Origin of the sequence: Fictibacillus fluitans (assembly GCF_030418125.1) — a bacterium.
Lineage (GTDB): Bacteria > Bacillota > Bacilli > Bacillales > Fictibacillaceae > Fictibacillus_C > Fictibacillus_C fluitans.
In genome coordinates this window covers 214884-236355 of the sequence record NZ_JAUHTR010000008.1, presented here as the reverse complement: position 1 = coordinate 236355, position 21472 = coordinate 214884, and the positions used below count along the sequence as shown (strand labels likewise).

Sequence of the window (21472 nt, the reverse complement as noted above, 5' to 3'; positions counted from 1 at the left end):
CAATCTCTACAGCAGGGAGAGGGTACCATGGAAGGTGAGAAGTTTGTACATAATAATTATTTAACGAGGAATGTTTGGTCAGGCCTGTTTTTTGGTTTTGGCCTGATTGCGTTTTTTGATGAAGCGGTCTTTCATCAGCTGCTGCACTGGCATCATTTTTATGATAAGTCCACCCGCGAAATCGGCCTTGTATCGGATGGTTTCTTTCACGCTTTCAGCTGGTTCGCAACAATTGCTGGGCTGTTTATGGTTGCGGACCTCAGGCGGCGCGAGGCGTGGATGGTCAAACGCTGGTGGGGAGGCGTTCTGCTGGGGGCCGGGATTTTTCAGCTTTATGATGGTCTGATTCAGCATAAAATCTTTGGTCTGCACCAGATTCGTTATGTCGATAACGTCATCTATTATGACTGGGTGTGGAATGTGACAGCCCTGATCATGATTATAGCCGGCGGGGTGCTCCTGAAGGCGACAGGGAAAAAGTCTCAAAGGATAAGGGAAAGCAAAATACATGGAGCATGAGCATATGTCTCTCTGGAACTCTGGAGATACCCTCGGCTTGCTGGGGGCTGTGCTGATCTGGATGTCCTATATGGCGGCAGGTAATGTATCGGGCAGAGGGCGCGGCCTTAAAAAGTGGCCCCGATTCCGGTATGTATTATGGACCGCCGGCGTTCTTTGTGCAGGAGCTGCGGTAATCGGCCCGCTTCCGAAGCTTGCTCATCATGACTTCACTTTACATATGGCGGGGCACCTGCTTTGGGGTATGCTCGCCCCTTTGTTAATTGTACTCTCAGCGCCTGTTACCTTGATGCTGCGCTCACTTCCGGTTTCTTTGGGCCGGCGGTTTACTCGTGTTATGCAGCTTGCTCCATTTCGCTGGGTTGTGCATCCTGTTATTGCCGCACTACTGAACATCGGCGGCCTCTGGCTTTTATATACAACAGATTTATTTATGCTGATGCATGAAAATGTTTGGATCAACCTTCTGATTCATTTCCATGTATTTTTGGCCGGTTTCGTTTTTACGATGTCGGTTATCTATTTTGAACCCATTTCCCACCGCTTTAGTTATTTATACCGTGCCATTGTGCTTGTCACAGCGCTTGCGGGGCACGGGATATTGTCCAAATACTTGTATGCCCATCCTCCCAATGGAGTTGGAAAAGCGGAGGCAGAGACTGGCAGCATGCTGATGTACTATGGCGGGGATGTGATTGATGCACTGCTGATCACCGTATTTTGTTACCAGTGGTATAAGGCAGCACGTCCACGCGCAGGCGAAAATTCGCCATTGCTGCAAAAGGAGGTGGAAACCACATGACTTCCATCACCCATATCGGGTTGGCCGTTCAGGATTTGGAAAGCGCCGTAAAATGGTATGAAGACATATTGGGGTTTACGCTGCTCGCAGGGCCATACACATTTGACGCCAATACCGCCGGTCAGCCAAACATGACGAATGATTTATTAGGTGCTCATATCAAAAAGATGAAAAATGCCCATTTGATGTCTGAGAACCAGGTAGGCATTGAACTGTTTGAATTTGTGGAACCGAAAATGCCTGAAAATAATAAAGAGGTGTACAGCAGCTTTTTTCATCTATGTCTCATTGCTGAAGATCTTGAAAAAAAGGCGGAAGAGATTGCTGCTGCCGGCGGAAAACGGCGCAGCGGCATATGGAATACATGGAAAGAGAAGCCATACCACTTGATCTATTGTGAAGACCCCTATGGGAATATCATCGAACTATACAGCCACAGCACGGAAATGATGTATGCGAATAAAGATAAATAAACACAGCCCGCTGCAATTTTGCAGCGGGCTGTGTTTTGTTATGCGTGAATTGCTTCAGGCATCTCCATATGAAGCGGCGGCGGGATCAACCATCCTTTTTCTTTCATGATACGAAGAAGGCGGACACCATACAGGGCTTTTGCCATATGGAACTGGCCAAAATTGAGTGGAGTCTATCCGCGGGATTTCTTTTATTTAAAAGGTAATATTTATGTGGCTTGCTGCCGCATAAGTGACCTGTTTCAGGAGAAATTAAAGCGTATGGAAGGAGGGAAAATCACATGTCAAAAATAACAGCAGTGGTGTGTATGCTTGTGGTATCTCTATTCATGTTCAGCATGCCTGCATTTGCCGATCGTGCAAATGATATGGTGAACCGCGGAGACCGGGTTACTACCGACCGTGGAGCAGATCTGAACAATGATATGAACAATAACGATAATGGCAACCTCAACTATAATGATACAAATTATAATGACCGCGGGCCTGCGACACGCAATGTGTCCACCGCAAATGACAACGACAGAGACACTAACTGGCAATGGCTTGGACTTTTAGGACTGGTAGGACTTTTTGGTCTTAAGCGCCGGGACAGGGAAGAAGTACGCTAACTAAAATCCCCCGCAGCTGTTAAATCTGCAGGGGATTTTTTTATTTGCTGATATAGATGCGGATGGCATCTCTTAAAAATTCCGCAGTTCCTGGCTGGTCCTTGTCATAATGCTTTCTGAACCGTTCATCGTCTACATACATTTGCGCCAGATTTCCATGAGCTTCTTTGCTGTAGCTGTCCCAATAAAAGCACAGCCATTGCTTGTGGAGGTCGGCGGCCTTTTGGGCAAGTTCTCCTGCCGGATCTCCTGTTTTATAAGCTTCCCCCAATGTTTCATACAAGCGGCCGGTCACATGAGTAAGCTCTTCATGTTCCTGCGCTGTCATCTTCTTCAGTTTATCGTTTGAGCGGTTAACTGCATCGTCTCCATATTTCTCCCGGATTTCTTTTCCGTACGATTTCTCATTATCCTCGATCAGTTTCTCTTTGAAGCCTTCAAATTTCTCCTGGTCGGTCATCGTTATTCTCCTTTCGTGCGCAGCAATGGATTTCTCCACCGTCTCGATGAGGAGATCCAGCTGCTGCCTTTTGTTCAGGAGGCTCTCACGATGTTCTTTTAATGCACTCGTACTGTCAAAGCCGGGGTCATTGATAATATCACGAATTCTTTCCAGGCTCAGTCCAAGTTCCCTGTAAAATAAGATTTGCTGCAGCCGATTCACTTCCTGTTCCCCGTAAATACGGTATCCCGATGAATTGATCCTTGCCGGCGTAAGGAGCCCGATTTCATCATAGTACCTGAGGGTTCGTGTACTGACACCGGCGAGCAGTCCCAGTTTTTGTACAGTGTATTCCATGTCATCACCTCCTGACAGTTTAACCTTACACCTTGACGCTGCGTGAAGGTCAAACCCATTTTTCAAAAAAAAATTTAAAAACCCGCGCCTTTTCAGGAGCGGGGAAAAGATCCTAAATAAGTTCACCGGTCATAACCGACATAAAATCATGATAAAAGGCTTGATAATCAAAATCAAACGCGATTCTATGCTTACTTTCTTCATGATTGAATGTGGCATACGGGCGGATATCTGCAATGGTCTGCCCCTTGGTAACCGTACCGTTCGTGCTTACGTGAACTGGAAGCGACTGATAGGAAAATATTGAAGGATTTATAGTTGCCATCAAGGTTAGAGCATCATGTACTGGACTTCCCTTTATCGAGGGATTTCGTTTTTTATAAAATTCGTAATAAAAGTCAAGAAGCGGCTTGATGATCTTTGCTCTGCCCTTGGATTGAATGTAATCCACCATTTGGGGTGTTACAATCGCGCGTTCCGTAACGTTCAACGGAATAATCGTCAGGTTTCTGGCATAGCGGAAGACAATGTTGGCCGCGATTGGATCACCATGGATATTGGCTTCAGAGACAGGGGTTACGTTGCCAGGAACCCAAAAAGCACCTCCCATCACATACACTTCTTTTACTTTTTTCATGAGATCATTGAACAGGATATACATGTTTGCAAGTGAGGTAAGCCTGCCGGTGTTCACAATAATAATTTCCCCGGCATACTGGTTGATCAGATTCACGACTTCATAGAAGTTTTCGGTAAATCCGCCCTCTGGCAAATCTGGGGGCTTAATGTATCCAAGTCCATACTTTCCGTGAATTTCGGGATAGAATATGGGATCTTCACCCGTCATCGGCTTCTCGGCTCCAAGAATCACTTTTGTCTGATTGGAAATATTGAACAGATTAATTAAGTATGTAATGTTGCGCAAGCCCATTTGTCGGGGAACATTGCCGTAATCTGCTACTACTCCGACCAGGTCGACCTTCCTGCTCAAATAACCATAGATTAAAGCGATCGTATCATCGATTCCCACATCCGCGAAAAGCAGTACCTTCTTGGCCATATTATCACCTGTTTAAAGAATTTATACAGCATATGTTAAACGCGGATGTAAAAGAATGGGAATTGAGAAAGTGTGTCTTTTGAACCGTGTAAAGAGGACTTCTGAGTTTTGTGAAGAAGATGTTCAGGTTGCCTGTTCAAAAGGGAAGGGCTGGCTGCGGATTAATTTTTACTTCATGGGTGAATGGGTAAAAATTTGAGTTGAGGGAGAGGATGTAATGAAAAAATCTTTCGCGGGCCTTATGGCAGCGGGGATGCTGTTCGTTTCGGTTCCTTTTACAGCGAGTGCAAGCGGCGGAGAGAAACACCCTGAAAAAGTGGTGGAATATGTGGCGCTCGGTGATTCCATCGCTGCCGGAATGACACCCTATGGCGAGATCGGAAAAAGCTACCCGGATTTCATTAAGAACTATTTTGAAAAGGGAAATTACACTCTTCTCGACTATGACAATTTCGGTGTTCCCGGCTATACTTCCCTGCAGCTGAAAACGGCTCTTCAAATGAATGTCCGCACGATTAAAGAAGTAAAGGAAGCCACCCATATTACCATCAACATTGGTGCGAATGATCTTTTCCGGAAGCTGCTCAGTGATCCTTCCCGCGCTTCGGAAGGAATTGCCGAGGCAAGGGACAACCTGCAGGCCAGCCTCCAGCAAATTGACAGGCTGAACCCTGGTGCACATGTTTACGTGATGGGTTATTACAATCCATTTTCCTACTACAGTGAAGAAGCCCAAGCCTTTTTGGTTCCGCTGAATGATGCCTTGAATACCGTGATTGAGACCGCAGCCAGGGAAAACGGCGATACCTATGTTCCAACGGGACCAGCAATCGATCCGCATTTTGAAAAATATATGCCAAATCCGGAAGACAATCATTTAAACGTCAAGGGATATAAAGTGATCGCGAAAGCGTTCTGGAAAGCCATAAAAGAGGACCGAAAGTAATCCGTCATTGAAAAAGCACAGGCGAAGTCCGCCTGTGCCTTACTGTTTCTCTAAAAAAGAGGTGAAATGCTGAATTCTTCGAGGTGTTTTTTCAGCGCCTTCGGATCTTGTTCATCATCAGCAATGGCCACATAGCCGTCAGGCCGGATGAGATAAGCCGCATTTCGTTTCAAGTCTGACACATCCATCGAAGCTTCCCAAGGAAAGACGTGTAGAGGGAGACCAGTGTTTTCGCAGAACCTTACATAATTCGGCTTGGCTTCTCCGTATATATGAACTTGCCAATCAAGCGACCGCAGTGCGTCAAAATTGTTTCCTTGTACGGTTTGGCACCACGGCAGACGGTCTCCGCCATGTATCTTTCCGGCTGTGCCTTTGCTCAGTGCGCTGTGCCGGTATTCGATTCCAAGCTGGGAAACCATACTAAAAAAGATTCTTCGCGTTATACTGAAGCCAAACAGAAGGGGAGCGGCGTACGGAATCAGGACAGTACGGGCCATTCTGTTGGTAAAGTTCTTGCCCACCATGACCTGAAACGCTCGGTCTGTAGTGGAAATCAGTGTGCGTGCAAACGCAATTCGTTCTGTCTCGTACGTATCAAGAATGGCAGGGTCAGCTTTCTTTTCAAGAACGGCAGCCAGTTTCCAGGCCAAATTAACGGCATCAGAAATTCCGGTATTCATGCCCTGGCCCCCGGCTGGACTGTGAATGTGTCCGGCGTCGCCTGCAATAAAGCATCGTCCTTTTCTGAAATGGTCGCTGACCCGATGATGGACGTGGTACGTAGAAAACCAGTTGACACCAGTCACCCGGATGCCGATTTGCTCCTCGGCGGCTGGCTGGACATCCTGAAAGTTAAGGGATTCCTTTTCCCGTAATTCTGGTGGTACGATGCCAATCAGCCGCACCATCCCCGTTGTCCTTACCGGCATGCAGATACACAGGCCATTATTGCTTAAATGAACTTTTAACACTTGTTCTTGTGCTTTCACATCAGAGGATTCCACATCGGCCACGTAAAAAAGCTCTTCATAGGTTCCACCCGAGAAGCCGAGTCCAAGCCCTTTTCGGACGGTGCTGTGCGCTCCGTCACATCCACAGAGATAAGCAAACTCTGCCTCTTCCTTCACTCCGTCCCTGGTTAAAACAGCCTTTACGCTTTCTCCTTCATCCGAAAACGAATGCAGACTGGTGTTCCATTCAATCGTGATTCCCATTTCCTGAAGTTTCTTCACAAGGTATTTTTCATGAACGTCCTGAGCCAGACAAAGCGCGAACGGGTAAGGACCAATGTCTTTTTTCAGATCGCTGAACTTCAGCTGAGCTTTTTCCTTTAATCCTTCGTGAAGCTGCACAGAATCCAGCGGAATACCGAGGTTTACCACTTCATCTGAAATGCCGAGCTGCCGGTAGAACTCAAGAATTCGGGAATGAACAACCAGGGCCCGGGAAGCTTCTCCCGGCCCTGAATGTTTTTCAATAATGCGAAACGGTATGTTAAAACGGGCGAGCTGCAGGGCAAGGACAAGTCCGGTCGGACCTGCTCCGACAATTAGTACTTTTGAATTCATGGTATCGCCCTCCTTGTTAATTTTTCATTACTTTTTGCGGTTAGCTGCTGTTTTATGAAGTCTGAGAATTTGTGAACACTGTGTTGATTATCTGACTTTAAGTTCATTATAATGGTTTGAAAGCAGGATACAATCATCAATCTTTCTCAAGCTGTTCCATATTGAACAGATACAAATGATGTGTTGATTATTTTTGAAAAAGGAGTTGGAAGGATGTCTTTGAACAATACTGACCGGCGGATCAGGCGGACAAAACGAATGATCAGGGATGCGTTAACTGAACTGATGGAGGATAAAGGATTCGATGCCATAACCGTGAGGGATTTAACGGATAAAGCGGATATTAACCGCGGAACCTTTTATCTGCACTATAAGGATAAATTTGCTTTGCTCGAGCAATGTGAAGGGGAAGTACTGGAGGAGCTGGCCCAGGTTCAGGGACACGTAAAGGAACTCCAGCTGGCGAATTTCTACGAGCATTTCCACAGAGGTGAGCCCTTGCCTTTTATAGTGAAATTATTTGAGTATTTAAAAGAGAATGGAGCATTTATGAGGGTGATTCTGGGGCCGAATGGAGATCCCTTGTTCCAGGTGAAAATGAAAGATATACTGGCCGAACACCTGCTGAAGCATATGGTGAAGAAGGCAAGAACGGAGATGGAAGTTCCCTTTGAGTATTTTAAAGCCTATGTCATTTCGGCCCACCTTGGAGTCATTCAGGAATGGTTGTTCAGCGGCATGAAGGAGTCACCAAAGGAAATTGCCATGACGGCATTTAAGCTGACCTTTCTCGGACCAAGACGGGCAGCGGGCTTGGTATCAGATAAAAATTGAAAGCATAGGCAATATAGCACTGTTAGCCATCAGTCAGTTCTTAAGTCGGGTTTTTAAATTTTTATGAACCAGAAATTCACACAACAAAATAATCCAGAATTTTGCAAAAAAGTACAGGTAATGAGTGGATTCTTTTCATTTTTTAAGTGCTATTCTTCTTGTAAGCGTATACAAATACATCTTATTGGAGGACAAAGAATGAAAAGACATTCGACGATGTACAAAGTTCTGACGTGTCTCATGATTTTTGCGCTGGCATTCAGTGTGAACCTTGCCGGAAGCAAGAATAGCGCTGAGGCGAAGGTAAGAACGCCTATTTACAAAAATCCCGATTTACCCGTCGGTCTCAGGGTCATTGATTTAATGCACCAAATGACGCTCGATGAAAAAATCGGGCAGATGGTTCAGCCGGAGCGGACTTCAGTTACACAGGATGACATCCGTAACTATGGAATTGGCTCCGTATTGAGCGGTGGCGGCTCCGTTCCTCAGCAAAATACTCCTCAAGGCTGGGCAGATATGGTCGATAACTTTCAAAAAGGGGCGATGACTTCCCGTCTCGGTATTCCAATCATTTACGGAGTGGATGCGGTCCACGGCCATAACAATGTAAAAGATGCCGTGATCCTTCCGCACAATATCGGTCTTGGAGCAGCTAACGATCCTGCATTGATGAAGAAAATTGGAAGCGCAACTGCAGAAGAAGTGCGCGCAACCGGTATCAGCTACACATTTGCTCCATGTCTCTGTGCTCCGCAGAATATCCGCTGGGGAAGAACATATGAAGGGTACAGTGAAGATCCTAAGCTTGTTGGAAAACTGGGAACTGCCGTTGTAAAAGGACTGCAGGGAAATAAAAACAGCAAAGGATTCCTGAAAGGCGATAAGGTGGTTACCTCCATTAAACACTTTGTCGGTGACGGCCTGACTAAAAATGGTCAGGATCAAGGGAATGTAACGGAGTACTCCGATAAGGAAATTCAAAAGTTCATCAAGCCTTACCAGAAGGCCATCAAGGCCGGGGCACGTACGGTTATGGTGACATACAGCAGCATCAATGGTCTTAAAACCCATGGTGACCGCCATATGATCACGGATGTCTTGAAAAGAGATCTTGGATTCACTGGATTTGTCATCTCTGACTACAATGGTCCTCAGCAGATCGTTCCCGGAGATTTCAGAGCTTCCATGAAACAAAGCATCAATGCAGGGATCGATATGTTCATGATTCCGAATGACTGGAAGCAATTCCTGACTGTGACAAAGGATTTGGTCCAGAAGAAAGAAGTATCCATGGACCGCATCGATGATGCCGTATACCGAATCTTGCGTGTTAAATTTGAAAACGGACTGTTCGAAGAGCCGTATGCAGACCGTGAGCTTGTAGCTAAAGGTGTCGGAACACAGGAGCATCGCGAAATCGCGCGTGAAGCCGTACGAAAATCACAAGTATTGCTCAAGAATAAAAATAAGGTCCTTCCTCTGAAAAAGAATGGACAGCGCATTTTTGTTGCCGGAAAGAAAGCGGACAACATGGGTTATCAAACCGGAGGATGGACCATCAGCTGGCAGGGTGGATCGCCGAACTGGGGCGGAGCGCCGGAAGCTGATCTTACAAAGGGTACAACCATTTATGATGGAATCAAAAATGCAGCCGGCAAGAACACAAAAGTGGATTACAGTGCAGATGGATCCGGAGCAGCGGGCCATGATGTCGCCGTTGTGGTGATCGGTGAACCGCCATATGCAGAAATGTTTGGAGACCGCACTGACCTTGGCCTTCTCCAGGAAGACATCGATCTATTGAACAAGGTAAAAGCGTCAGGTGTGCCAATGGTTGTTCTTCTTCAATCCGGCCGTCCGATGATTGTTACCGATCAGGTGAAGGATTGGGATGCATTTGTCGCTTCCTGGCTGCCTGGAACAGAAGGTGATGGAGTGGCAGATGTCCTCTTCGGCAAATACCAGTTCACAGGCAAGCTTTCCTATACCTGGCCGCGCAATATGACACAAATCAATACACATGATAAGAGCAATCCGCTTTATCCGATCGGGTATGGATTAACAACCAAGGGCAAATAAAAGGATACGGGAATGTTTTAAACAGGGGTTTTCATTGCGGAAATCCCTGTTTTTATTTGAAGGAAATTCGGTAAAAGAGTCGAACTCTCCATCAGGAAAATGTAAATCAGAGGAGTGCATCCATGTTCATTAAGCAGGAATTTGACGAATTTTTAGGTTTCGAGTATACAAGATTGAATGATATGAATGTACAGCTGCGGCTTCCTGTACAGGATTTGTTTGTGAACTCTGCAGGAGTGATTCATGGGGGTGTGATATCCTCATTGGCCGATGTTGCCATGTCCAACCTGATACCGGCCACGGAGAATGGGATTCAGCAGGCGTTAACTGTTGATTTAAATGTCTCTTTCTTAAAAGCGGCTACTGGGGAATACTTGCTTGCCCATGCGAAAATAGAAAAGCAGGGCCGGACGCTCATCCATACAGAATGCGAGATTTTCAATGATAGAGAAGAGCTTGTTGCAAAGTCCAGGGCTATTCTTTTCCGAAAGGTGTGAGCTTTTCTTTTGAAACGCAGCCTCTTCTCAGCTAAGCTTCAACTAATACGAGATTACAGGAGGCTAATATATGACCCACTATTCCAAGCTATTTGAACCCGTAACCATAGGCGCATGGGACCTGAAAACGCGAACAGCGATGGCGCCGATGACACGATCATTTGCCGATGACACGACAGGTGCCGTCAATGACCAGATTGTGGAGTATTACCGGAAACGGGCACAAGACGGAATCGGGCTGATCATTACAGAAGGTGTGGTCATTTCGCCAAGGGCAAAAGGAAACCCCGGAGTGCCAGGGATCTATACACAAGAGCAGATCGACAGCTGGAAAAAAGTGACCGAAGCGGTGCATGCAGAGGGCGGAACTATTATTGCGCAGATTTGGCATGTTGGCCGGGCGAGTCATCATGAAATTGCCGGAGGACTCCCGCCACAGGCACCTTCCGCTATTGCAGCAGAAGGAAAAGTATCACGTTTTGGAAAACCGTTTGATACTCCTGAGGAAATGACAGAGCAAGACATTAAGGAAGTGGTGGGCCAATACGCCCAGGGAGCAAAAAATGCGATTAAGGCCGGCTTTGATGGGGTGGAAATTCACGGAGCCCATGGGTATCTGATCGACCAGTTCAATTCCGACATCTCGAATCAGCGGACAGACCGCTATGGCGGTGATTTGAAACAGCGCCTGACCTTCATGAAGGAAGTCCTGGGCGCGGTGATTGAAGCCGTGGGTGTGGACCGCACCCTGATCCGTTTTTCCGCTTTTAAAATCGATGATCCCTCCTATATGTGGGAAGACCCTGAGGCGGCAATCCAGACGTTTATCGAAGCCTTTAAAGAAACCGGTGTCCGCATGATACACCCGTCGACCATGGAATTTACAAAACCGGTCGCACGGGGGCTTACACTGCATGAATTGGTGCGCCACTATTGGGACGGCGTGATCGTAGGTGTTGGAAATCTGGATGCACAGACATCTGAAGAGGCCCTGGAAAAAGGGACAATTGATGTGGCAGCGATCGGCCGCCCGCTCATTGCCAACCCGGATTACTTAACACGGTTAAAGCAAAATCAAAAGCTTGCAGGCTATGAAGCTAAGAAACATTTGGTTCACCTTGTTTAAATCACAGTTTTTTCAGTGTTTTCAGAAAAAATCACCTTGAACTCAAAGGCAATTGTGGTATAGTCAAACAAAAGCTAAAGCATGCTTAACCAACAATGAAAGGATAAGTGATCATGGCCAAACAACAAATCGGAGTAATCGGATTAGCAGTCATGGGAAAGAACCTCGCCCTCAATATTGAAAGCCGGGGTTATTCGGTTGCGGTATTCAACCGTTCCTATGAAAAAACGGAAGAATTCTTAAAAAATGAGGCAGAAGGCAAAAACTTTTTCGGTGCGACTTCCATCGAGGAATTCGTTAATGCACTGGAAAAACCGCGTAAAATTTTGCTCATGGTCAAGGCTGGTGCGGCAACGGATGCAACCATTGATTCGTTAAAGCCTTACCTCGACAAGAATGATATTTTAATAGACGGAGGAAACACCTTCTTCAAGGATACGATCCGCCGTAATCATGAACTCGAGGATTCAGGCATTCACTTTATCGGAACTGGCGTTTCCGGAGGAGAGGAAGGCGCACTGAAGGGACCTTCCATTATGCCCGGCGGACAAAAAGAGGCTTACGAATTGGTGGAGCCGATATTAAAAGCCATATCTGCCAAAGTAAATGACGATCCTTGTTGTACATATATTGGACCAAACGGCGCGGGACATTATGTAAAAATGGTGCACAATGGCATTGAGTATGGGGATATGCAATTAATCTCAGAAGCTTATTTTATTCTGAAAAATGTTTTGGGCTTAAGCGCAGAAGAGCTTCATGAAGTGTTCGCAGAGTGGAATAAAGGAGAACTCGACAGCTACCTTATTGAGATTACAGCAGACATCTTCACGAAGAAGGATGAGGAAACAGGCAAACCGCTTGTGGATGTGATTCTTGATACAGCCGGCCAGAAGGGAACAGGGAAATGGACAAGCCAAAGTGCCCTGGATCTCGGAGTGCCGCTTCCGATTATTACCGAGTCGGTATTTTCCCGGTTCATCTCTGCCATGAAGGAAGAGCGCGTGAAGGCAAGCAAGGTACTTTCCGGGCCGGAGCGCCAGGCGTTTGAAGGAAACCGTGAGGAGCTCGTTGAAGCTGTCCGCAAAGCACTATATATGAGCAAGATTTGTTCGTATGCACAAGGGTTTGCCCAAATGCGAGCTGCGTCAGATGAGTTCGACTGGAACCTGCAATATGGCAATATCGCGATGATTTTCCGTGGAGGTTGCATCATCCGTGCCCAGTTCCTGCAAAAGATTAAAGAAGCGTATGACCGGGATGCGGGTCTTACCAATTTGCTGCTCGATTCCTACTTTAAAGATATCGTGGGAAATTACCAGGGCGCATTGCGCGAAGTACTCAGTCTGGCCATTCAGTCCGGAATTCCGGTACCGGCCTTCTCAAGTGCATTGGCGTATTATGACAGCTACCGCACAGAAACGCTGCCAGCCAATCTCTTGCAGGCGCAGCGCGATTACTTTGGTGCTCATACGTATCAGCGTTTGGACAAGGAAGGAATCTTCCATACCGAATGGCTGCAAAAGTAATAAACAGAATGAAAGGACTGGGTTTTCGCCAGTCCTTTTTTTATTTCTTATTGTAGATAAAAATGGAATATGCTATGGTAGACTGAACTTATTAAAGACGTTTAAAAAGTAGCCGAAAAAGAAGGAGAAGCGATGGAACCCCTAATTACCACTCCAGAATCAAAGAAAAAAGCCATCCTGCTCGGAATCCGCAAGGCACTCCTCGACATGGGAACTGCAACCAAAGCGGAACTCAGCGAGAAGCTGGGCATCAGCTTTCCGACTGCAAGCAAATTTCTTTCACAAATGGAAAAAGACGGCGAAGTCATAACCATGGGTCTGGACCTTTCCAGCGGCGGAAGAAGAGCCCATCGTTACCGGTATAATCCCGAGCACATGCTTGGGCTGGCCGTTTTTTTGGAGAAAACCGAAACAGTTTATACCATTTTTAATTGTCTTGGTGAAGTGAAGGAGCAGGGGGCGGTGTCCAGTGTACTTTCCGAAACATCAATGGAGGCATTTACTCGTTTGCTTGATGGACTCATTCAAAAGCACCCTAAAATAAGTGCGTTGTCCATCGGTGTTCCCGGGGCTGTCAACCAGGGGCATATCATTTATATTCCGGAATATCCACAGTTTCAAAATAGGGATGTCCAAGGGTACTATGAAGAGCGCTTTTCCATACCGGTTGTGGTGGAGAATGACATGAACGCAGCTGTGCTTGGATACTCCACCACAAAAAAGATGATAGATAATCCATCACTTGTGTATGTATGCTTCGGCCAAAATGGACCCGGTTCAGGGATCCTGATCAACGGTGATGTGGTCAGAGGCAGTACGTTTTTCACAGGGGAGGTATCGTTTGTTCCGCAATACGAACATCAGAACTTTCTTCAGGCTCTCCAGAACGAGGAACAGCGAATTGACGCTATCAGCCGGCTGATTGCCTCATTTACGGCTATTCTTAATCCACAAAGGATTTTGTTCAGTCAGGAGGAAATGACATCATCCGAGGTTCGTGATATTCAAAAAAGAAGCTCCCGTTATATCCCGGGGGAGCACCTGCCAGAGCTGGCCCTATGTGATTGGAAGCAGGATTATCTGAATGGACTGAAAAACCTGGGGCTGAAACTCATGATTTCTGCAGCATCTGCGGGTAACACCCATACATAAAAGGAGGCACCACATGGCAACATTTTTCCTGGTTATTATTTATCTCGCGTTTATCAGTTTAGGTCTTCCCGATTCACTGCTGGGTGCGGCCTGGCCTGTCATGCAAAAGGATTACGGCGTTTCCCTGGACACGGCTGGTTTGCTGTCCATGTCAATGGCGGGCGGTACCATAATTTCAAGCCTGGCGAGCGGAAAAGTCATTGGCCGTTTCGGAACAGGCAAGGTTACCTTTGTCAGTGTGTTGATGACGGCTGTGGCACTGCTCGGTTTTTATTTCGCCCCGTCGCTTGTTTGGTTATTCATCTTTGCTATTCCGCTCGGTCTTGGGGCGGGAGCGGTGGATGCCGGACTCAACAATTACGTTGCTACGCACTATAAAGCACATCATATGAGCTGGCTCCATTGTTTTTGGGGTGTGGGGGCGACGCTCGGTCCAATCATTATGTCGCAGTTTATCTCTAACCAGCAATCATGGAGAAACGGTTATCTGACGATCGCTATCATCCAGTTTGCGCTTGTCGTTGTTCTTTTTTTAACCCTTCCTTTATGGAAAAAGGCCGGCGGGACAGGAACTGACGAAACAAAGGAAGTACCAGCTTCCACGAGGGAATCGGATGAACCGCTGAAAAAGGAAAATCCCTTGCGCATCAAAGGGGTAAAGCTGGCGATGCTCTCCTTTTTGCTGTATTGCGGCGCGGAAGCGGCTGCGGGCCTGTGGGGAAGTAGCTTTCTCGTGGCAGTGAAGGACCTGCCGGCAGGAGTGGCCGCGCAGTGGGTTTCTCTTTATTATGGGGGAATTACAGCGGGACGGCTGATTACCGGTTTTGTCACATTTAAGTTAAGCAATATGGCGCTGATCCGTTCAGGTCTGGTGATCTCCCTGTTCGGAGCCGTGCTGGTCTTTCTGCCGCTTCCATCCTTATTTCTGTTAACCGGCTTTATTCTCATTGGCATGGGGTTTGCGCCGATTTTTCCATGCATGATTCATGAAACACCCGTCCGGTTCGGCAAGGAACATTCCCAGGCGATCATCGGCTATCAGATGGCACTGGCTTATACGGGAAGCACATTCATTCCTCCTTTGCTCGGCTTGCTGGCGGCCCGCAGCACCATAGGAATCTTTCCTTATTTCATCGCCATACTGATTGTTGCTCTGTTTGTTTGCTCAGAGAGATTGAATATTCTAATGAAAAAAGGGATACTTTTTAAAGGAACCAAGAGAAACACGACAGCGATCTAACACCTGCTGCTCGCATATGGACGAAATTTTTACTATGATAAAAGAAGAACAGAAGATTCTCCCTGAGGAAAGGAGCCAATGCCAAGTGAATATCAAAGTGAACTCATTCATTATCAAAGAGCGGTGCGGGGCGGTCTCCTTTAGAAAGGGAGACTCTTTTTATCGTAATCGGAAAGTAGATATTATCCGTTTTGAACCGGATGTTTGCGAAGCCACAGTAATCGGTACGGAAGATTTTCATGTGAAGATCGAAAAGGAAGGCGAAGATAACTTTCGCACCACCTGTTCCTGCCCGAAGCTTGCTTCCTTTCAAAAAGAATGCCAGCATGTTGCAGCCGTTCTGCTGACCGTTGCTGATCGCCAAAAGCGTGGAGACAACGAGAGGCTGACGGATGACTTTTTGAAGTTGTTTCAGAATCAGAGAAAGGTCTCAAGCGGCCACCAGCTATATTTTGAAAAAAGAGAAGTTCAGGAGGCATCCTTTACCTGCAGGCCGGTTAGGATAGCTCATGACCAGTATTTGATGGAAGTGGAGATCAAGGTTGGGTCTTACCCGGTAAAAAACATTCGTGAGGTCCTGAAGGAATGGGAGAAGGGTGTTCCAAGCCCCCTTTCACTTTCCTTTACCTTCGATCCCCATCTCCACTGTTTTGTAAAAGAAACAAATGACGTCATTGAGCAGCTGATCCATGTCATGCAGGATGAACAGGTATACATGGAAAGCATGGGGTCATCCAGAAAGGAACTTTACCCGGATTCGCTTGTAATCCCTCCGTCTTCCTGGGAGAAGCTTCAGGAGCTGCTAACAAAAGCGCCATCTGTTCAGCTGCAGCACGGGTATACCACGTTTGAAGGAATTAAGACGGTGAACGAACCGTTATCGTTATCGTTTGTTTTCTCGGAGGCAGGAGGCAACAGGTATCAGCTGAAGATTCAGGGATTAAAACAGATGGTTGTGCTGGGTGCCTACGGACTCGTTTTGTCGCATGGAAAGCTGTTCTCATTAAGCGAAGAGGATGGCCTGCGCCTGTCAGAACTCAAGCGTATGATGGAGGCATCTGCCACAGAAATCATTCCTATTCCCAAACAGCAGATGGCCATGTTCTTGGAAAAAGTGGTGCCCGGCTTGAAGAGGCTGGGGGAAGTGAAGATGTCGGATGCTCTGGCCAAACAGTTCGCCAAAACCCCGTTGACGGCAAAGCTTTATTTGGACCGTGTCAAAAACCGTCTTCTGGCGGGAGTGGAGTTTCATTATGACCATGTCATCATCAATCCGCTGGAAGAACAGCATCAAAGGGAGCATTCAACCATTATCCGTGATATTGAGAAGGAAAACCGTATCCTTGGGATAATGGAAGAAAGTCAGTTTGCCAAAACCGACGGCGGCTATTTCTTGCATAACGAAGAACTGGAGTATGAATTTCTATATCATGAGATGCCGCGCCTGCAAACGTTTGTCCAGATCTATGCGACGACGTCTGTACGAAACCGCATCATCCGTAAAAATCCGCCTCCACAGATAAGGGTGAAGCATAAAAAGGAGCGGACGAACTGGCTGGAATTCAAGTTTGATATTGACGGTATTCCGCAAAAAGAAATCAGCGAGATTCTTTGGGCACTTGAAGAAAAGCGAAAATATTACCGGCTCAAAAACGGAGCCCTTCTTTCTCTGGAGACAAGAGAATATGAAGAGATCCAGCGGTTTTTACATGCTGTTCCCGAACAGAAGAAGGATTTTGAAAAAGGGTTTGAAGTGCCGGTGATAAAAGGGCTGCAGCTGCTGGATGCCGCAGACGACTCGGCTTTTGCCATGGAAAAGTCGTTCAGTGATTATCTCCATCATCTGAAGAATCCGGAACGGGAGCCATTCGATTTGCCGGAAGGCTGGGAAAGCGTTCTGAGGGATTATCAAAAACAGGGCTACCAATGGATGAAAACACTGGCCGGCTTTGGGTTCGGCGGTATCCTTGCTGATGATATGGGGCTGGGAAAGACGATCCAAAGTTTGGCGTTCATCGTTTCAGAATTGCCAAAGATCCGGAAAACGAAGAAGCCGTCACTCATCGTCTGTCCGTCTTCTTTAACCTACAACTGGCTCAGCGAATGCCGGACGTTTGCCCCAGAGCTTCAGGTGGCAGTTGTGGACGGCAGTCAGCAGGAGCGAAGCCGGATCCAAAAAAGTGCGGATGGGAAGGATGTCATCATTACTTCGTATCCGCTGCTGCGAAAGGATATCGGATGGTATGAAAAGCAAGACTTTCATGCCGTGTTTTTTGATGAAGCGCAGTACTTTAAGAATCCGGTTACCCAGACGGCACGGGCTGTTAAGAAAATTAATGCGGACTTCCGGTTTGCCCTGACAGGTACGCCAATTGAAAATTCCATTGAGGACGTATGGTCGATCTTTCATGTGATTTTTCCAGAGCTTCTCGGCGGACTAAAGGATTTCAGCCACCTCACGAGAAAGAAGATGGCCCGCCGGATTTCACCGTTTCTGCTGAGAAGGGTCAAAGAGGATGTTCTTGCCGAGCTGCCTGAAAAAGTGGAATCGAGCGCGGCTTCCGAATTGCTTCCCGAGCAAAAAAGGCTGTATGCCGCATACCTGGCCAAGCTACGCCATGAAACACTGAGGCATCTGGATAAGGATACCTTCCGAAAGAATAAAATCAAGATCCTAGCCGGCCTTACCCGGCTGCGCCAAATATGCTGCCATCCGGCATTGTTTGTGGATGGATACAAAGAGTCATCCGCAAAATTCAATCAGCTGCTGCAGATCGTAGAGGAAGCGAGAGCGTCTGGGAGACGGGTGCTGATCTTCTCCCAATTTACTAAAATGCTTGATTTGATCGGCAGGGAGCTGGATACCCGGGGCCTCTCCTTTTTCTATCTGGACGGGCAGGTCCCGTCCATGACACGGGTGGAACTGTGCAACCGGTTCAATGCAGGAGAGCGGGACATGTTTCTTGTTTCCCTAAAAGCGGGAGGGACCGGCCTTAACCTGACAGGTGCAGATACGGTCATCCTTTATGATCTCTGGTGGAATCCGGCGGTGGAAGAACAAGCGGCCGATCGTGCCCACCGGATGGGGCAGACTCAAGCTGTGCAGGTGATAAAGCTTGTTGCCAGAGGAACAATCGAAGAAAAAATGAATGAATTGCAGGATAAAAAGAAAAACCTGATCGAGGAGCTGATTGGTGAGAAACCATCATCTTCACTGACTGAAGAAGATATAAGGGACCTATTGATGATCTGACAAAAAGCCCGAAAGGTGGAAGTACAACCACTTTTTCGGGCTTTTTCAGGCATAAAAAAAGCACCCTCCAATGAGCGTGGTTTTATGCCGAAAGAACACATGTTCGTTTTATGTAACATTTAAACTGCAGGGTCATACCCTTGGCTTTCATATTAATAGTATAAATCATTTGAAATTATAAGTCTATTTCTTTTTGAAAAATTGCTCTATAGTAACTATACCCGGCCGGGAAACGCATGCATGACAACTGTATAGAAAAAGAGGGGTAGCTATGGGAAAGTTTAGTTGGGATATGAACCTGAAAGTAAGGTTAATCGGTGAAGGGCTGTTCAATCTGCTGTTTTGGATGTATTTTCCGTTCATCACTGTGTACTTTGGGGAAGCTTTGGGGTACCACATGGCAGGTCTGTTAATGGCCGTTCCGCCTGTCTTCAGTATGCTGGGAAGCCTGCTCGGCGGAGCATTGGCTGACCGTCTTGGACGGCGGCCGGTCATGCTGCTCGGGACCTTGCTTCAAATGGTATTGTTCGCCTGTTTTGCGCTGTCACCATCTTATTGGATCGATTATGTATCGTTTATCGGCATCGGAATTGGAGGGGCAATCTACCGTCCTGCCAGTTCTGCCATGGTTGCTGATCTTGTACCGGAAAAGCACCTCCGGCAGGTGTTTGCCACTTTTTCTACTTCAAACAATGTGGGAGCAGTCCTGGGACCGGCGCTTGGAGCCATTTTCTTCTTTCATTACCGGCAGGAACTGTTGTGGGCATGCACCGCCATTTTGCTTTTGTATTTTATCGCCATTTACCGTTTGATTCATGAAACACTTCCTGCCTCTTTAAACGGAGAACGTGAAGCTAAGTCTGTCCTGAACGTTTTTAAGGAACAATGGCAGGGGTATGGCATCATTTTTCGGGATAAAGTATTTATGGTTTATATCGTCGCCGGCATTTTTGCCCTCATCCCGATCATGCAGCTTGATTTGTACCTGCCAGTGTATGTTATGAACCATGTTCCCGCACAGACCTTATTCAACTGGAAAGCAAACTCCGTTACGCTGAGCAGCAAGGAAATCTTCGGCTGGCTGGTTGGATTTAATGGGCTGCTGTTTGTACTATTCATCCTGCCTGTGACGAAATGGTTCCAGCATTGGAAGGAGCGAAATGTGTTTATTCTTTCCTCTCTGCTGGCAGGTGCAGGAACGTTCTTCGTCGGGGTAAACAGCAACATCTGGTATTTATTTTTGATCACCATCATTTTTACCTTTGGGGAAATGGTCCGCTCACCCGTAACGCAAAGCTTTATCAGCCGCTATGCCCCGGGACATGCAAGGGGGCAATACATGGCAGCTGACAGCCTGCAGAACACCATCGGCAAATTTCTTGCACCCATTACCGTTTTTCTTTCCACCTGGCTTCCGTCGATAGGGATATTCAGCCTGATCCTTGGTTTTTCGATCATCAGTATCATGTTATATATTCAGCTGTTTCGAATGGATGTGGAGCAGCAAGTGACGCTATAACAGTTAACATATGAAAGGATAACAATTTATAATAGGAGGGGAGGCGGAAAATGGAGGAGGAAGGGAAATGCCAGAGGTAAACGTAAACGGAGTACAACTGTGTTACGAAGAGTACGGCAGCGGTGAACCGTTTATCCTGCTGCACGGGCTCGGAGGAGACCATCATATGTTCGAGAACGAGATCAATGAGTTAAAGAAATCGTACTGGGTCATCGCTCTTGATTCGAGGGGACATGGAAGGTCGGAGAAAGTGCCTCATTATACGCTTGAGGATCATGTGCAGGATGTGATTGCATTCATGGATCACCTGAACATTGAGAAAACCAGTCTGCTGGGTGCGTCCATGGGGAGCTATATCGCACAGGGAGTGGCTGTATTCAGTCCAGAACGGGTAAAGCAACTGATCCTGGTTGTTGCGAAAGCTTTTGGGAAAACCTCATCAACGGTAAGGCTTCAGGAGGAACATGCGGATGAACTAAAGGGTCTTACGGAAGAAGAGCAAATGTATGCTCTCTCCAAATACATTTTTCATAAACCAGAGATGGTCGGTGAATGGTCTCAGCGGGTGGATGTTGATGTCCCTGTTCTTACTCCGGAACAGCAGATAGCGGCACAAAAAGCACTGGAGAACTTTGACTTCCGTCCTCTTCTGGACAGAATCACAGCGGAAACATTGGTGATCAGCGGAAGGTACGATGGGCTAAATCCGCCAAAGGATGGCAGAGAGGTTGCGAACCTTATACCAAATGCCAGGTTTGTGGAGTTTGAGCATTCGGGACATGCACCGAGCGTGGAGGAACCGGAAAGATACAGGCAGGTGGTTACAGAGTTTTTGAATCGCAGCTAGAAACCACAGAAAAAAGGCTGCATAGGAGACAGCCTTTTTTGTGCAATATGTATTCAATTGCTTATCGGTTTTACAGTCATCAATACCATGAAAAAAACAGCCGCAAAGAGCGCCCCTTGAATGATGTAATGGTTTCTCGGCTTAATGCCTTTACTTCTGTCACCAAGGTAGGAAATGATCGGAAAAAGAATGCCTCCTGCGATCGCTGTAAAAAGCGTAATGAAAATGACCAAGGACTCTCCCCCTTTCACAAAGAACGCTATAGCATTGTATCACAGAGTGAAGAATGATGTTTGTTTAATCAGAACAAAAAAACGAGACCACGATGGCCTCGTTTTTCTTGTTCTTTCACTGGGTAGGGCATAGAATGAAGGAACGAACCTCATCAAGGCTCAGGCCCATTTGTTTTGCTTCATGAATGAGTTTCACCCACTCCTGATCAAGGAACAGCGCAGGTTTTTTTCTTGTCTTATAAGCTAACAGTCTGGCATGCTGGGCATTATTATTTTTGCTAAATGACAAAAGGCGGTGTGATGGTTGGGCGGCCACTATAAATTTCTTATGTACAGTTTTTGTTTTTTCAACCATATACTTTTGTTTCATCACTAGTTT

Annotated in this window: 19 protein-coding genes and 2 pseudogenes; 15 read left to right on the top strand and 6 right to left on the bottom strand. The window is 46.7% G+C overall.

The window, feature by feature from the left end:
* Positions 1-27 precede the first annotated feature (27 nt).
* Genes QYB97_RS16210 through QYB97_RS16200 form a run of 3 tightly spaced genes read left to right on the top strand, consistent with a single transcriptional unit; the run spans position 28 to position 1794 of the window.
* Complete coding sequence (locus QYB97_RS16210; RefSeq protein WP_301167043.1) at positions 28-519, top strand: DUF2243 domain-containing protein; 492 nt, start codon at positions 28-30, stop codon at positions 517-519.
* A gap of 4 nt (positions 520-523) precedes the next feature.
* The gene (locus tag QYB97_RS16205; protein ID WP_301167042.1) at positions 524-1321 is read left to right on the top strand and encodes a cytochrome c oxidase assembly protein; all 798 of its coding nucleotides are present in this window, start codon (positions 524-526) and stop codon (positions 1319-1321) included.
* Positions 1318-1794 (top strand): VOC family protein, encoded by a 477-nt coding sequence (locus QYB97_RS16200; RefSeq protein ID WP_301167041.1) that lies wholly within the window; start codon positions 1318-1320, stop codon positions 1792-1794. Before QYB97_RS16205 ends, QYB97_RS16200 begins: the two co-directional genes overlap by 4 nt.
* 38 nt (positions 1795-1832) lie before the next feature.
* Here QYB97_RS16200 and QYB97_RS25290 read toward each other — a convergent pair.
* Positions 1833-1955 (bottom strand): annotated as a pseudogene (locus tag QYB97_RS25290) (DUF3231 family protein); the annotation flags it as partial.
* A gap of 120 nt (positions 1956-2075) precedes the next feature.
* Between QYB97_RS25290 and QYB97_RS16190 the strand changes: the two are divergent.
* Positions 2076-2405, top strand: coding sequence for a WGxxGxxG family protein (locus tag QYB97_RS16190; RefSeq protein WP_301167040.1), 330 nt, complete (start codon positions 2076-2078; stop codon positions 2403-2405).
* 40 nt (positions 2406-2445) lie between these two features.
* On the opposite strand, the gene QYB97_RS16185 is transcribed toward QYB97_RS16190, so the two are convergent.
* Both QYB97_RS16185 and QYB97_RS16180 read right to left on the bottom strand, forming a co-directional pair.
* Positions 2446-3204, bottom strand: a complete 759-nt coding sequence (locus QYB97_RS16185) for a MerR family transcriptional regulator (RefSeq protein ID WP_301167039.1) — start codon at positions 3202-3204, stop codon at positions 2446-2448.
* Between the two features lie 112 nt (positions 3205-3316).
* On the bottom strand, positions 3317-4264 hold the full coding sequence (locus QYB97_RS16180; RefSeq protein WP_301167038.1) for a nucleoside hydrolase: 948 nt from the start codon (positions 4262-4264) through the stop codon (positions 3317-3319).
* 217 nt (positions 4265-4481) lie between these two features.
* On the opposite strand from QYB97_RS16180, the gene QYB97_RS16175 reads away from it, so the two are divergent.
* Complete coding sequence (locus tag QYB97_RS16175; protein WP_301167037.1) at positions 4482-5210, top strand: SGNH/GDSL hydrolase family protein; 729 nt, start codon at positions 4482-4484, stop codon at positions 5208-5210.
* Positions 5211-5260: 50 nt separating this feature from the next.
* Here the strand turns inward: QYB97_RS16175 and QYB97_RS16170 are convergent, their stop codons facing one another.
* Entirely contained in the window at positions 5261-6781 is a 1521-nt protein-coding gene (locus tag QYB97_RS16170; protein ID WP_301167036.1) for an FAD-dependent monooxygenase, read from the bottom strand.
* A gap of 213 nt (positions 6782-6994) precedes the next feature.
* Here QYB97_RS16170 and QYB97_RS16165 point away from each other — a divergent pair, with 213 nt between their 5' ends.
* The 10 genes and pseudogenes from QYB97_RS16165 (at position 6995) to QYB97_RS16120 (ending at position 20860) form a co-directional block, all read left to right on the top strand.
* Positions 6995-7615: a TetR/AcrR family transcriptional regulator gene (locus QYB97_RS16165; RefSeq protein WP_301167035.1), complete on the top strand. Its 621-nt coding sequence runs from the start codon at positions 6995-6997 to the stop codon at positions 7613-7615.
* Between the two features lie 198 nt (positions 7616-7813).
* Complete coding sequence (locus tag QYB97_RS16160) at positions 7814-9697, top strand: glycoside hydrolase family 3 protein (protein ID WP_301167034.1); 1884 nt, start codon at positions 7814-7816, stop codon at positions 9695-9697.
* Between the two features lie 122 nt (positions 9698-9819).
* Complete coding sequence (locus QYB97_RS16155) at positions 9820-10194, top strand: PaaI family thioesterase (RefSeq protein WP_301167033.1); 375 nt, start codon at positions 9820-9822, stop codon at positions 10192-10194.
* Between the two features lie 82 nt (positions 10195-10276).
* Positions 10277-11320 (top strand): annotated as a pseudogene (locus QYB97_RS16150) (alkene reductase); the annotation flags it as partial.
* Between the two features lie 113 nt (positions 11321-11433).
* Positions 11434-12849 carry an NADP-dependent phosphogluconate dehydrogenase gene (gene gndA / locus QYB97_RS16145; protein WP_301167032.1) on the top strand — a complete coding sequence of 472 codons (1416 nt, stop codon included), beginning with the start codon at positions 11434-11436 and terminating at the stop codon, positions 12847-12849.
* Positions 12850-12981: 132 nt separating this feature from the next.
* Positions 12982-14001, top strand: coding sequence for an ROK family transcriptional regulator (locus QYB97_RS16140; RefSeq protein ID WP_301167031.1), 1020 nt, complete (start codon positions 12982-12984; stop codon positions 13999-14001).
* Positions 14002-14014: 13 nt separating this feature from the next.
* Entirely contained in the window at positions 14015-15241 is a 1227-nt protein-coding gene (locus tag QYB97_RS16135; RefSeq protein ID WP_301167030.1) for an MFS transporter, read from the top strand.
* Positions 15242-15326: 85 nt separating this feature from the next.
* Positions 15327-18494: a DEAD/DEAH box helicase gene (locus QYB97_RS16130; RefSeq protein WP_301167029.1), complete on the top strand. Its 3168-nt coding sequence runs from the start codon at positions 15327-15329 to the stop codon at positions 18492-18494.
* Positions 18495-18765: 271 nt separating this feature from the next.
* A complete protein-coding gene (locus QYB97_RS16125; RefSeq protein WP_301167028.1) occupies positions 18766-20013 on the top strand; it encodes an MDR family MFS transporter in 1248 nt (415 codons plus the stop codon).
* Between the two features lie 67 nt (positions 20014-20080).
* The gene (locus QYB97_RS16120) at positions 20081-20860 is read left to right on the top strand and encodes an alpha/beta fold hydrolase (RefSeq protein WP_301167027.1); all 780 of its coding nucleotides are present in this window, start codon (positions 20081-20083) and stop codon (positions 20858-20860) included.
* Between the two features lie 53 nt (positions 20861-20913).
* Here QYB97_RS16120 and QYB97_RS16115 read toward each other — a convergent pair whose 3' ends face one another.
* The gene (locus QYB97_RS16115) at positions 20914-21093 is read right to left on the bottom strand and encodes a hypothetical protein (protein ID WP_301167026.1); all 180 of its coding nucleotides are present in this window, start codon (positions 21091-21093) and stop codon (positions 20914-20916) included.
* 115 nt (positions 21094-21208) lie between these two features.
* On the bottom strand, positions 21209-21463 hold the full coding sequence (locus QYB97_RS16110; RefSeq protein ID WP_301167073.1) for an anti-repressor SinI family protein: 255 nt from the start codon (positions 21461-21463) through the stop codon (positions 21209-21211).
* Positions 21464-21472: the final 9 nt, after the last annotated feature.